Origin of the sequence: Sphingorhabdus sp. 109 (genome assembly GCF_902506555.1) — a bacterium.
Classification (GTDB): domain Bacteria; phylum Pseudomonadota; class Alphaproteobacteria; order Sphingomonadales; family Sphingomonadaceae; genus Parasphingorhabdus.
The window spans coordinates 2,110,907-2,124,698 of record NZ_LR732707.1; the positions used below are offsets into that span (position 1 = coordinate 2,110,907).

General features: G+C 52.4%; 12 protein-coding genes. 9 read left to right on the forward strand and 3 right to left on the reverse strand.

Translation table 11 applies throughout. From position 1 onward, the window contains the following. Positions 1-72: 72 nt before the first annotated feature. The 3 genes from BOSE62_RS09940 to BOSE62_RS09950 form a co-directional block, all read right to left on the reverse strand. The gene (locus BOSE62_RS09940) at positions 73-1,080 is read right to left on the reverse strand and encodes a hypothetical protein (protein WP_123906290.1); all 1,008 of its coding nucleotides are present in this window, start codon (positions 1,078-1,080) and stop codon (positions 73-75) included. Positions 1,081-1,419: 339 nt separating this feature from the next. Continuing rightward, positions 1,420-1,812: a MerR family transcriptional regulator gene (locus BOSE62_RS09945; RefSeq protein ID WP_100093804.1), complete on the reverse strand. Its 393-nt coding sequence runs from the start codon at positions 1,810-1,812 to the stop codon at positions 1,420-1,422. A gap of 55 nt (positions 1,813-1,867) precedes the next feature. Beyond that, positions 1,868-2,323: a MerR family transcriptional regulator gene (locus tag BOSE62_RS09950; protein WP_100093803.1), complete on the reverse strand. Its 456-nt coding sequence runs from the start codon at positions 2,321-2,323 to the stop codon at positions 1,868-1,870. A gap of 82 nt (positions 2,324-2,405) precedes the next feature. On the opposite strand from BOSE62_RS09950, the gene BOSE62_RS09955 reads away from it, so the two are divergent. From BOSE62_RS09955 to BOSE62_RS09990, 9 genes are all read left to right on the forward strand, one after another. Beyond that, positions 2,406-3,041 (forward strand): cation transporter, encoded by a 636-nt coding sequence (locus BOSE62_RS09955; protein ID WP_100093802.1) that lies wholly within the window; start codon positions 2,406-2,408, stop codon positions 3,039-3,041. A gap of 16 nt (positions 3,042-3,057) precedes the next feature. After that, complete coding sequence (locus tag BOSE62_RS09960) at positions 3,058-4,974, forward strand: cytochrome c/FTR1 family iron permease (RefSeq protein ID WP_236553971.1); 1,917 nt, start codon at positions 3,058-3,060, stop codon at positions 4,972-4,974. A gap of 140 nt (positions 4,975-5,114) precedes the next feature. Continuing rightward, a complete protein-coding gene (locus tag BOSE62_RS09965; protein WP_159645580.1) occupies positions 5,115-5,480 on the forward strand; it encodes a hypothetical protein in 366 nt (121 codons plus the stop codon). Positions 5,481-5,545: 65 nt separating this feature from the next. Next, positions 5,546-6,775, forward strand: coding sequence for a TolC family protein (locus BOSE62_RS09970; protein WP_236553972.1), 1,230 nt, complete (start codon positions 5,546-5,548; stop codon positions 6,773-6,775). After that, complete coding sequence (locus BOSE62_RS17375; protein WP_100093799.1) at positions 6,776-6,985, forward strand: hypothetical protein; 210 nt, start codon at positions 6,776-6,778, stop codon at positions 6,983-6,985. It begins immediately after the preceding gene. 1 nt (position 6,986) lies between these two features. Further along, positions 6,987-8,138, forward strand: coding sequence for an efflux RND transporter periplasmic adaptor subunit (locus BOSE62_RS09975; RefSeq protein ID WP_100093798.1), 1,152 nt, complete (start codon positions 6,987-6,989; stop codon positions 8,136-8,138). Positions 8,139-8,166: 28 nt separating this feature from the next. Continuing rightward, positions 8,167-11,436 (forward strand): efflux RND transporter permease subunit, encoded by a 3,270-nt coding sequence (locus BOSE62_RS09980; RefSeq protein ID WP_100093797.1) that lies wholly within the window; start codon positions 8,167-8,169, stop codon positions 11,434-11,436. A gap of 13 nt (positions 11,437-11,449) precedes the next feature. After that, positions 11,450-11,788 carry a DUF190 domain-containing protein gene (locus tag BOSE62_RS09985; RefSeq protein ID WP_100093796.1) on the forward strand — a complete coding sequence of 113 codons (339 nt, stop codon included), beginning with the start codon at positions 11,450-11,452 and terminating at the stop codon, positions 11,786-11,788. Then, positions 11,785-13,776 carry a heavy metal translocating P-type ATPase gene (locus BOSE62_RS09990; protein WP_100093795.1) on the forward strand — a complete coding sequence of 664 codons (1,992 nt, stop codon included), beginning with the start codon at positions 11,785-11,787 and terminating at the stop codon, positions 13,774-13,776. Before BOSE62_RS09985 ends, BOSE62_RS09990 begins: the two co-directional genes overlap by 4 nt. Positions 13,777-13,792: the final 16 nt, after the last annotated feature.

Below are 13,792 nucleotides of genomic sequence, written 5' to 3' on the forward strand. Positions count from 1 at the left end.
CACGATGGCAATAAAATGTGGGAATCCCACATTCATCCTGCTTAAGTTTAGGCCCCTTTTGGACATGGTTTCTCATGGTAAAGGGACCTGTAGTTCGCGCATCGCTTTAATCAGATAAGCCCGCTCTGTCGGGCCTCGGTTTAAAACCTCATCTACGGCCGCTTTGTCTGACGCAAGAGCACCAGCGTTCTCGAGGACTTGTTCTAGGCTCTCGTTAAACCGGATGCTTCCAAAGAATTTGTTTGCTTTGCCAGCACCATCCTTCTTGAAATAAAAGTCGAATTTGTCCGGCATTTTAGCGACTGACCCGTTGGTAGCATGCTCCACATATTCGATATGCGGTTGAACGGCAGAATCGCTGGGCGCATAATTCGCAGGTTGGTATGATGGTTCTTTAGACACCTTGTCCAAAGTTGCTGCCCCGCGATCCTGAGTTGCGGTCGGCGTTGGAACGTCTTCAAAACGCTTGACCTCTTCCCCCTCGGTCAAATTGTTTTTCATTTGATCATGGTCCTGATCGGGCAAGCTATTTTGACCCTTGGGGGGTGGAGCCTCATCAGTTATTGCCAAATTCTCTGGAGCTTTGCCGAGATCCGAACGTTGGTTGTGCATATCGGAAAATTCCGACTTTAGTGAGCTTCCTTCATCCAGGACTGCTCTGCTCGCTTCAGGATCTTGCGATGCATCATTCAGTTTACTGGGAGAATATTTGCCGCTGATCAATTCTTCCCGGTTCCGGCAAAGCCAATTGATCCAGTTTTCAAGTTCAGCAGGTTCATCGCTGGGCAAGCGGCCGAAAACTTTCATGACGGACTTTGCCATGTTTTTTCCGTAGGCCGTTCTTCCGGACCGGAGTGTCCTGCGTAGTTCGTTGAGAATGTAGGCATTGGCTTCCGGTGGCAAATTTGGAAAACCTGGTTCAGGGTCAGAACCAATTTGAGAGAATTTACCCGTCGGATATTGGCGCTGCAGCTTTTTAATACGGCGACGTTCTTTTGCAGCTTTTGATAGGGGTTTCCTCTTAGTAGCGGGCGGTGAGACTTGGCCTTTGGCGTTCTCATCCGGATAGTTTTTGTCCATAATATACCTCGATTACATAGTTATCTAAAGGTTATAGGACGTGGTAAAAAAACACCCAAAGGTTCTGGTGAATAATTTTTTCGGATAATTTTGCTTGGCTAGTCGCAAGATAGATTCCGCACCGTGGACAAAGGACTATGTTTCGCAATTTATGGTCGATATTTATTGGAAGCGGGTGGCCTCCTGGGGGATCAGTAGTGCGATAGGATGGCTACTTCGCGCCCTCGTTTAGGTCATTCACATGTAGCTCCGGCGGGGCCGAAAGCGGTCACGGGAATATTTGCAAATACTGGAATTCGTTGACAGAACTCGCGATGCGCCAGATCCTTTCTGCCATCTTTAAATTCTCGGTGCCAGCGTCTCAATGATTTTGCATTCCCCTACTGTTCCATGCTGACAAGCACCAATCAAGCGATCCAGCTCAGAACGTAGCGTGGTCAGGTCGTCAATTTTCTGATCAATCTCGGCAAGGTGCCTGCTCGCAATATCATCAACTGCTTCACAGGATTGATCTTGATTGTCCGATAATTCCAGCAATTCGCGCAGTGCCTTCAGGGTAAAGCCGAGATTTCGGGCACGGCGGATGAACGGAAGCCTGGCGAGATGGTCGCTTCCGTAATCCCGGTAGTTTGAAGTCGTTCGTGCTGGGGGCGGTAACAGGCCGAATTTCTCATAGTTGCGGACGGTTTCAACTTTTGTCTTTGTCGCCTTTGCCAGTGCTCCAATTTTCATCGTTTGATCCTATAGTTACTACAGGGTGCATAAGTGTCGGCGAATCAAATTTTGTCTATGAAAAATCAGGCCTGATAATTGCTGCGCCGATGCCTGTGGAACCGGGGGTCCGCTGGGGAAGTGAAACTTCGCAGAGTGCACCAATGATTTCGCAATTCTCCGCTCGCCCACCGGAACAAGATATCGCAAACGCCAAGAGCGAATGCCGCAATCCTTCAAGCTGGCTTATCTTCATATCAATTCGTTCAAGATGCGATTTTGCGATGGTCGATGCCAGAGTGCAATCCTGTTCTGGACTATCTGATAGACTTAGAAGCGACCTAATTTCAGCAAGGGAAAAGCCGAAGCTGCGGCTATGCCTTATAAAAGATAGTCTTTTTACGTCGCATTCAGCATAGGTGCGTCGCCCTGAATCTGTCCGCACAGGTGGGGGCAATATCCCGATATCTTCGTAATACCGAATGGTATTCACTTTGGTGCCTGTGCGATTTCCAAGTTCGCCAATCATCATCTTTGCCAAAATAACCTCCTAATGACTTGCATTTGCAAAAACTGCTTGCTTCTACAGTCACTAGAGGTTGTAGAGCAACCCTATGAGTAAGAATGATGAAGATGGCTGCGCCTGCGCTGGTGATGCCGTAAGGGCTCAGGATGATCCAGCATACCGGCGTGCTTTGTGGATTGTTGTGATCCTCAACATCGGGTTTGGGCTATGCGAGATTATTGGCGGATTTGTTGCTGATAGTCAGGCACTCAAGGCAGACGCGCTCGATTTTCTGGGTGATGGCTCAATCACGCTGATCGGGCTTTTCGCACTTGGGTGGACAGCGCTTGCGCGTTCGCGTGTGGCGCTCGTCCAAGGCATTTTTCTCGGACTGCTAGGTATAGGCGTGATCGGGTTTGCCATCTGGCGGGCTATGAGTCCGGGAATGCCAGAAGCCGGTATTATGGGGGTAATTGGTTTTGTCGCGCTCGGGATAAATATAGCGTCGGCTTACGTTCTGTCACAGTTTCGTGATGGTGATGCAAATGTTCAAGCCATATGGCTGTTCAGCCGCAATGACGCGATCGCAAACGTCGCTGTAATAGGTGCTGCCGGTCTCGTGGCGTGGACCGGAAAAGCCTGGCCCGATATCGCCGTGGCTGCCGTTATTGCGATGCTTTTCATTCACTCAGCATACCAAATCATACAAAACGCGGTTGCCGAAATGCAGCTTCAAAATGCCTGAGAGAATTGCGAACCTAATGCGTCATTTTGCTAGAATATCATTCATTCTGATATCGCTCTTGATGCTGGCCGCCATTTCTATTCCGGCTTATGCGCAGGTAAAAATTGCCGAGGTTGAAACGCTGTGGCGATTGCTGGATTATATTGCGGTCGATTATCCCGGCGCAGTAGATAAAGGCAAGGTGACAAACGACGCTGAATATTCCGAAATGGAGGAGTTTTCGGGAGCTGTCGTCGACGGTTTGGCAAAGCTGCCACCAAAGCCGGGTCGAGCCGACCTGGTTGCAAAAGGTGACGAGCTTAATGCGGCCATTGATAATAAAACGTCTCCGGATAAAGTCGCGCGGCAGGCACGCCTGCTGGCAACGGAGTTGCTACGCAGTTATCCTGTTCCACTTGCACCCAAAATTGCACCAAACATACAAAATGGCAAACGGCTATATGCTCAAAATTGTGCCAGTTGCCACGGCATGTCTGGTAACGGCCAAGGGCCGAATGCAGAGCAGCTCGACCCCGCTCCTATTGCTTTTACCGATGGCGCTCGAGCAAGAGAACGCAGCCTGTTCGCACTTTATCAGGTTATAGGTCAGGGGCTTGACGGGACAGCAATGCAGAGTTTTGCCGATTTGCCTGCTCAGGATCTTTGGGACATGGCCGCCTATGTGGGCGGCTTTGCATTTGCTGAGGCATCCAAGGGAGAAGAGCTTTGGGAAAATGACGCGTCTATTCGCGCTCTGTTTCCTGATCTCGCAGCTCTGGCAAGCATGACTCCTGCCAATCTTGGAAAGCAGATTGGACCAGAAAAAGCAGATGCGGTGATGGCATTCCTGCGGAACCACCCGGATGCCATTGGGGCTACCTCAAGCGGTTCTCTGGCACTATCGCGGACCAAACTAAAAGAAAGTTTTGCTGCTTATCAAGCAGGCAGAAAAGACGAGGCAGAAACTCTAGCATTATCTGCGTATCTTGACGGCTTTGAACCTCTGGAACCTGCGCTGGCCTCTCGCGATCCCTCTTTGCTAAAAGCCATTGAACGCTCGATGGCCCGTGTCCGCGCTGCTATCGGTGACGATCTTCCTGTAGCAGAGGTGGAGAGCCGGATCGACGCGCTTGATCGGCTTTTTTCGGAAGCAGAGTCCGCGTTGGACGCCGATCAAGCCAGCCAGGCATCGGCTTTCGTAGGAGCCTTCACGATATTGCTGCGCGAAGGGCTGGAGGCATTACTGATCGTGGTTGCCATGATTGCGTTTCTGCGCAAAGCCGAACGTCCCGAAGTCATGTTGTATGTGCATGGGGGCTGGATAACGGCGCTTCTCGCAGGCGGCATCACATGGTTCGCTGCCACCTATCTCATAGGTATCAGCGGCGCTAGCCGTGAACTGACCGAAGGCTTTGGTTCGCTATTTGCAGCGGTAATCCTGCTTTTTGTGGGCTTGTGGATGCACGGCAAGTCCCGCGCCGATGAGTGGCAACGCTATATCCGCGAAACAATGAGCAAAGTATTGTCGCGGGGATCTGCATGGTTTCTCTTTGGGCTAGCATTCATTGTCGTTTACCGTGAGGTCTTTGAGACAATACTGTTTTTTGCGGCGCTCTGGACTGCGGACAATGGTATGATCATTCTGGTTGGCTCTGGAGCCGCGATCTTTTTGCTTATGGCCATTGCCTGGGCAATGCTAAGCTACAGCCGGAAATTGCCGATAGGTAAGTTTTTCGCTTACAGCTCAGCATTGATGGTCGTGCTGACAGTGGTTCTCACCGGAAAAGGAATTGCTGCGTTACAGGAAGCCGGTTTCATAAGCGTGACTCCGCTTCCTGATTTTCTGCAGATTTCGATGTTGGGAATTTTCCCTGCGGTTCAGTCTATTTTGGCCCAGATTGTGGCAATGGGAGTCATCGCTATCGGCTATTGGTATAATGCTAGGAAGACTTAATTCTTCGTGATTTTTACTAATTCTTAAACCGATCAAAGACCACAAAATTTGATGATATTACATATCTAACTGCATGAAATATTGGAAATGTTGTTCAAAAGCACTTGATGAACTAACGAGATAATGTATTGGGCGGAACCATGAATGAACGCAGCGGCATAAATGAAAAAACGTCAGGGCTCTTTCGCCTGATGGCGGTTTTGCTCGTTCTGATTATGTCGAGCATGACGGTAGCCGAAGCAGCTGAATGCGCCAGCGAACCACAAAACGCCGAACTGATGTTGATTTCCGACGCCGGACACTCGGATGAAGCCCCTTCGGATAATGACGCCGGTAAACATGGAATCTGTCCGCATGGTCATTGCCATAACGGCAGCGTTACCACAGAACGGTTGCTGGGCTTCGACGGTTCAGTGAATCTGGTAAGTTCCAGCTTCAGCAGCAATGCCGATCAATTTGCGCTGTCTGCGCATTCATCCCGTTTAAAACGACCACCTCGCGTCTGAACTAATTCTGACTTGCGCCAGACTCATGGCGTTATTTCAATTAGTTAAGCGAGGATTTCTCAGAAATGTTGAAGAAAATGGCGCGCCTGCGCCTCTGTGCGGCAATGATATTTGCCGCGAGCCCTGCCACTGCCGCTCTGGCCGAGGATCAGAGTGTTAGTTTAAACGAGGCCTTAGTGCGCGCTGGAGCTGAATCGCCTGCCGTGCAAATTTCCCAAGCAGAGATTGATATCGCGCGCGGAAACCAAAAACAAGCGAGCCTCGGACCAAATCCCGAGGTCTCGGTAGAGGTTGAAAACGTCGCCGGGAGCGGCGTTTTCAAAGGCCTGCGTTCAACCGAATATACAGTTTCTGTTGGGCAAAGATTGGAGCTCGGCGGTAAACGCGGAGCCAGAACACGTGCGGCGCGAGCGCAGACAAGCCTGGCAGAGGTAGAAGCTGCTATCTCTCAGGCCGAATTGGCCAGCTCCGTGCGTTTGGCATATACAGAAGCAGTTGCTGCTCAGAGCCGCCTTGACTTTGCAACGCGCGTCGTCGGTCGCAACCGGGAGCTGTCAAGAATTGCTAGAATCCTCGTTGAAACTGGCCGTGACCCGCCGCTTAGAGCATTGCGCGCTGACGCTGCGCTTGGCGAAGCGGAAGCAGCACTGGAAGCCGCAAGGGCAGAGGAATATTCCGCCAGATTGCTACTTGCATCGCTTTGGGGCTCGCAAACACCACCTCAGGAAGTTGAGCCGGTCTGGCTCAGCGGCGGTGACGTAGAATTTGAGGCCGACCTGTCCCAATCCCTACAGATCAAAGCCGCAGAAGCGAACCGGGACGCTGCCAGTGCCATTGTCACGCGCGAACGCGCAAATGCTGTTCCGGATCTAACGTTAAGCGGCGGCGCCAGACGTTTTGAAGAAAGCGGGGATACTGCGTTCATCGTGGGTGCTTCGATTGCCATACCGTTTGGAAATCGCAACCAGGGCAGCATTCAAGCGGCAGAAGCGAGCGTTCGCGGAGCTGAGGCGCGTCGCGCTTTGCGGTTGGTAGCGATCAACCGGGAATATAATATTGCCAGCAATCAACTGGAAGCAACGCAAAGCCGGGTGGAAACTCTGGAAAGCCAGACACTGCCCCAAGCTGAAGAAGCATCAAGGCTGGCCCAACTGGGATATCAATACGGAAAATTTACCCTGTTGGATGTCCTGGACGCTGCAGCAGCAAGAGACACGGCTGAACTCGGCCTGTTGGAAGCCAAGGTAGCGAGAGCGGAGGCGGTGATTACACTGCTGAGATTGGCGGCCAGATAGATGAGAAAACTGGAAGTAGATCACGTCATAATATTGGCTGGCATCTTCACCATGCTGACTGTTCTAACCGGCCTGTTCATGCTGACGTCGATCGCAATAGCGGTGCCAGATTGCGTCACTACAGAAACCAGTTTTTCCGGTGACAGCGGGCCTCCACAAAACCAGAGTTTGACTGCGGGACGGTCACAAAATTCGAGCAGGGATATATAAAATGAACAACAGAAAATGGATCATAATCGCTGGCCTGGCCATCGCGTTTGCGGTTGTGCTGGGAGTAATTTTCAATGGCTCAACCGGCGGTAGCGCGGAAAATCAGGGCGCTGCCAACACCACAGAAGAAAATCATTCCGAAGAAGAGGGCGTTGTCGAAATGACAGAAGAACAGCTGCGCGCCTCTGAAATCGGAATATTCGATGTGGCTCCAAGTTCGCTTGATGCCGAGATTATTGCGCAGGGTAGTGTTGCACCGTCTCCCCAAGGGCAGGCCATATTGAGTGCAGGCGCTGAAGGCAGGGTCACGAACATCAAAAAGAGGTTGGGAGATGCGGTTCGGCGCGGCGAGACAGTAGCTACCATAGAGAGCCGCGAAGCCGCCGCAATTAGTTCCGAAGTTACATCGGCAGCTTCTCGGGCCGCGCTTGCCCGGTCGCAGCTGAACCGTGAGCAGCGCCTCTTCGATGAGAAAATCACCGCACGGGCAGATCTTGAAACGGCGAGAGCAGAAAATCAACAGGCTGCCGCAGAAGCAAGACGGGCAAGCCAGGCGGCCACTGCGTCAGGTGTCAGCGGACGATTTATTGCTGTGCGCTCACCGATTGGCGGCCGAATAACGTCAAGCCCGGCAATTCTCGGCTCCTATGTCACCGCACAGGATGAGCTTTTCCGTATCGCCAATCCGAACCTTATTCAAATTGAGGCGGCAGTTCCTGCGGAAGATGCGCGCAAGATCAGCACTGGAGCAGCGGCCACGGTCGAAACGCCCGAGGGTGAAATCTCCGCTCGGGTATTGGCGGTTACGCCAGCTGCCGATCCGGAAAACAGAGCGGCCATTGTCGTGCTTGCCCCTGCTTCAGGCGCCAGACTCGTCCCCGGAGAATATGTGCGGGTGCGGATACTTCAGCAGGCGACAAGCGATCAGTCTACGGCATTGATTGTTCCCGCAGAGGCTGTCCAATCCGTCGAAGGACGCAACGTCGTGTTTGTAAAGACCAAATCTGGTTTCCGTGCACGGTCCGTTACGACCGGAGCGAAGAGCGGCGGTAGAATCGAGATTGTCGACGGTCTCAAGTCCGGCGAACAAATCGCCGGTAAAAACGCCTTTCTCCTGAAATCTGAACTTGGCCGCGGCGAAGCAGAACATTGATTAATACATTCCCATTGGAGCAACGGCTATGATTGCACGTCTCGTCGAAATGTCCGTCCGCAATCGGTATCTTACCGTATTGTTTCTTGCTGCAGTCGCGGCACTCGGAGTCTTTAATCTGGTTAATCTGCCAATTGATGCTGTCCCTGACATCACCAATAATCAGGTCCAGATCAACACTGTCGACCCTACTCTCTCACCGCTCGATATTGAACGCTTGGTGACTTATCCGGTTGAAACATCGCTGGCGGGCATTCCGGGACTGCAGACGACCCGATCCATCTCCCGGAACGGCTTTTCGCAGGTTACGGCGATATTCGACGATAGCGCCGACGTCTACTTTGCTCGTCAACAGGTGGCCGAAAGACTGACCACTGTTCGCAATAGCCTGCCGGCCACTGCCGAACCGGCAATGGGACCGGTATCCACAGGGCTTGGCGAGGTTTTGATGTGGACGGTCAGCTACGAGCCATTTGAAAAAGGAAAAGCTGCGGGCGGTTCTGGCTGGCAATCTGATGGTTCATACCTGACTCCCGAAGGTGAACGCTTGAACGATGAAGTCTCAAAGGCGGCGTATCTACGCACGCTTCAAGACTGGGTAATCGGACCGCAATTGCGCAACGTCAAGGGCATCGCTGGTGTTGACTCGATTGGTGGTTACGCCAAACAATTTGTCGTTACCCCCTCGGCGGCTCGGCTTTCTTCCTACGGTATCGGTTTTGACGATCTTTCCGAAGCGCTTGGAAGGGTCAATCTTTCTGTTGGCGCAAACTTCGTTGAACGCGGCGGAGAGGCATTTCTGGTGCGGGCAGACGCACGACTCAAATCGCTGGAAGAAATTGAAAATTCGATCATCGCGACACGCGAAGGCATTCCTGTTCGCGTCCGTGACGTTGCATCCGTCAGCAATGGCGGCGATTTGCGAACCGGCGCGGCAACCGAGAATGGCGAAGAAGTCGTTGTCGGAACCGCATTGATGCTGCTTGGTGAAAACAGCCGTGCGGTTGCCGCTGCAACCGGTGAAAGGCTTGCAGAAATCGTCAAGACAATGCCTCCCAACATAAAATTAGAAGTCGTTCTGGACCGTTCGAAACTGGTCAATGCGACTATCAGCACGGTTGAAAAAAACCTGACCGAGGGAGCTTTGTTGGTTATCGTCGCGCTATTCCTGCTCCTTGGCAATTTCAGGGCAGCGCTGATTACCGCGCTCGTCATTCCCGTTTCCTTTGTGATGATGGCAATCGGCATGAATCGATTTGGCGTTTCGGGAAATCTCATGAGCTTGGGCGCTCTTGATTTCGGCTTGATCGTTGACGGCAGTGTTATCATCGTGGAAAATTTCCTGCGCCGGATGGCAGGCCGGCAACATGAAGAAGGGCGACTTCTATCTCTAGGCGAACGACTGGAAGAAGTGATCGCATCAACAAGAGAAATGATCAGGCCTTCGCTATTTGGCCAGGCGATAATTTTGCTGGTTTTCGTGCCATTGCTCACCTTCCAGGGTGTTGAAGGAAAGACCTTCTCGCCGATGGCCATCACCGTAATGCTTGCGCTCATATCGGCGTTTATTCTCTCACTGACCTTGGTCCCGGCATTATTGGCTCTGCTGATAAGCGGCCGTGTTTCTGAAAAAGAGGTTCGGATGGTGAGCTGGAGCAAAAGCAAATACGAACCGGCATTACGAAAAGCACTGAAATGGCCCGGACGGGCAACCTTGGCAGGCCTTGCCGTATTTGGACTGTCGATCGGTATGTTCGGCTTTCTCGGTAGCGAGTTCATGCCGCAACTCGACGAACAGGATCTGTCCCTTCAATCGATCCGAATACCGTCCACTTCGCTGGATCAATCTGTTTCAATGCAAAAACAGATCGAGCGGGAGATTTCCAAATTTCCACAGGTCCGCTTCATGTATTCAAAAACCGGAACAGCTGAAGTGGCCAGCGATCCCATGCCGGTCAATATTTCCGATGCATTTATCATTTTGCGTCCGAAAGATGAATGGCCCGACCCGTCGCTTTCAAAGACAGAGCTGGTGGAACAGATGGAAGCGAAACTAGCCAATCTCATCGGCCAGAATTACGAGTTCAGTCAGCCCATTGAAATGCGTTTCAATGAGTTGATTGCAGGTGTGCGGGGTGATGTTGCCGTCAAGGTATTTGGCGACGACCTCGAGCAGCTGTCGGCCACTGCCAATCAGCTTGCGACCGTTTTTTCGGGTATTGAAGGTTCTGCGGATGTCCGCGTCGAGCAAACCGAGGGCTTTCCGACATTGGACGTGCAATTCGATAATTCGGCAATTGCAGCCCATGGTCTCACCGTTGATGAAGTGGCCGCAACCGTCAGCGCCGCATTGGGCGGCGCCGAAAGCGGGCTGGTATTTCAGGGCGACCGCAGGTTTGATATTGTTGTGAGGCTACCTGGCGAAGTGCGTAACGATATCGACGCTATCGGAGCGCTACCAGTTATTTTGCCGGAAAATGGTTTCGGGAAAAGGTCGTCGGTTCCACTCCGATCCTTGGCTACCCTGAAAGAAACCGAAGGCCTCAATCAGATCAGCCGGGAAAACGGACAGCGGCGCGTTGTTGTGCAGCTCAATGTTCGAGGCCGCGATGTTGGCTCCTTTGTGAACGAAGCGAAGTCCCAAATTGAGCGCGATGTCGCTCTACCATCAGGAGTCATCCTCGAATGGGGCGGGCAATTTGAAAGCCTGCAGGCCGCTCAGGCAAGAATCAATCTTGTTGTTCCTGTCATAGCGCTGTTGATCTTTGGTCTGCTGGTCATGGCTCTCGGTAACTTCCGTATGGCTGCCGCAGTATTTGTCACAGTCCCTCTGGGAATTGCAGGCGGGATATTCTCGCTAGCAGCAACGGGTCTGCCATTCTCTATCTCGGTTGCTGTGGGCTTTATTGTTCTGGCCGGCGTGGCGGTGCTCAATGGACTTGTGATGATGACCGCCATTCAGGGGCGTCTTGAATCTGGCGTGGAATTGGTTGAGGCCATCTACTCTGGCGCAGTCGAACGCTACAGGTCCATTCTGATGACAGCCATCGTGCCGTCATTGGGCTTCGTTCCGATGGCAATCGCGACTGGCACAGGCGCTGAGGTGCAAAAGCCGTTGGCGATCGTGGTTATCGGCGGTTTGATCACCGCAACGATTTTGACGCTTTTCGTGTTGCCCGCCGTGACACGGTTGATGCTTGAGCGCGAATTTCCCGATTTGAGGCCGCATATCAAGCGATTCACGCCCTCTTTGGACAAATTTCCAATCCTGCAACGTTTCCGTCCAAAGCCAGAATGAGAAGGAGTGCATAATGCAAAAGCCGCAACAAATATCACTCATGCGGATTTATACCGATGAAGCCGCAATGCATGGGGACGAGACAGTTGTTACCACCATTATTGATCGGGCCAGATCTTATGGCCTTCGCGGAGGCACCGTCCTGAAAGGAATATTGGGGTTCTCCTCGTCTTCCATTGTTCATGAACATCACGCGTTCGGAATTGGCGATAATCCACCGGTGGTGATCGAAATAATCGATGCCCGGGCACGACTGGAAGATTTCTACACTCAGCTAGACGATCTGCGGGGGATCGGGCTAGTCAGCCTCGAAAAGGTTGATGTTCTCACGCGAGCGGCAGAACAGAAATGACCGATGAGCACAGCAAGCATTCGGAAAATTCGGATCACTCGCACGGAGGGCTAATCGACAGGCTGCTTGGTGGCCGTGCAGAAATGGTATTTGCAGGCCTTTGCGGTGCAACCCTTCTTGCCGGATGGCTGGGACCAAAAATCAATCTTCTGCCGGCGAATATTGGGTTCTGGTTTTTGGTAGCGGCCTATTTTTTCGGCGGCTATTTTACGATATTGGAAGCCTTCGAAAAAATCAGAAATCGAAAATTTGAAATAGATTTTCTCATGATCGTTGCCGCCGGCGGGGCGGCGTGGCTCGGGGCATGGGCAGAGGGAGCATTTCTATTATTCCTGTTCAGCATCGGCCATGCACTTGAAAATTATGCAATGGCCCGCGCGCGCAATGCCATATCCGCACTGTCTGACCTTGCTCCCGAGGAGGCGGTGGTCCGCAGGGATGGAGAGGAATTGCGATTGCCCGTGGCCGAGTTGGTAATCGGCGATATTGTAATCATCCGCTCCAACGAGCGACTTCCAGCAGACGGTTTTGTTGTCAAAGGGGCGAGCAGCGTCAACCAGGCTCCCATAACCGGTGAGAGCGTCCCGGTCGACAAGCGTCCGGTCGACAATGCTGCAGCGGCGGCCAAAGCAGCCGATAAAGTCAAATCCGAACATAGGGTTTTCGCCGGATCCATAAACGGAAGCGGTAGCCTCGAAGTGCAAGTCACCCGATTGGCGTCGGAAACCACATTGGCCCGGGTTGTCGAAATGGTGAACGATGCGGAGACGCGTCAATCGCCAACGCAGAGCTTCACCAATAAGTTTGAGCGGATTTTTGTGCCGGTTGTCATTCTGCTTGCAATCGCAACTGGATTTTCTTGGTTGGTGATAGACGAGCCAGTCTCCGATAGCATTTACAGGGCGATGGCAGTCCTCGTTGCCGCCAGCCCCTGTGCGCTGGCTATTGCAACACCCAGCGCTGTTTTAAGCGGGATTGCCCGTGCAGCGCGGGGCGGCGTTCTCATAAAGGGCGGCGCGCCTCTCGAGATGCTGGGTAAGCTTGATTCGATCGCTTTTGACAAAACCGGGACCCTTACGATTGGCGAACCGGAGTTAGTCGAAACGGTGCCTTTCGGAGAAATTGGAGCAGACGAACTCATCGCTATTTCTGCCGCTGTCGAAGTGCATAGTGATCACCCTCTGGCGCAAGCTATTGTGCGTGCTGCAGAAAAACGCCTCGGATCATCGGATCTGATCGCTACAAATTTTCAGAGCATAACGGGCAAAGGCGTTACTGCCAAAATCAATGGCGAAAAGGTCTTGATAGGAAAAGCGGGGCTGTTTCTCGACGATGATCAGGATTCGCTTCCTGAAGATGTCGCCCAAAAAGTCACCGAAATGTCTTCACGCGGTCGCACCACCATGATTGTCAGGCGTGGCGGCAAATTTATTGGCGTTCTCGGCCTCATGGATACGCCCCGCGCTGCAGCGTCCGAAGTGATAAACAAGCTCCGGTCTATTGGAATCTCACGGATGATGATGATTTCTGGCGACAATCAGAAAGTCGCCGACGCGATCGCCCTGGAAGTAGGTCTTGACGAAGCCTTTGGTGACCTAATGCCGGATGACAAGGTCGAGAAAATTGCTCAACTGAGCGATCAGGGCGGAGTGGCGATGGTTGGTGATGGTGTGAACGATGCCCCCGCGATGGCAAATGCGACTGTTGGAATAGCCATGGGAGCCGCCGGTTCCGATGTCGCGCTTGAAACGGCAGATATCGCGTTAATGGCAGATGATCTGGCAACATTGCCTTTTGCCGTTGGTCTCAGCAGATCGACAAGTAGCATTATCCGTCAAAATCTTTGGATCAGTCTCGGCGTGGTGGCCGTATTGATCCCGGCAACACTCTTCGGCCTGGGGATCGGCCCCGCTGTCGTGATGCATGAAGGATCGACGCTTGTCGTGGTCATAAATGCCTTGCGGCTGCTGGGATATAAGGAAAGTTAATCGGTGCGGCCATCAT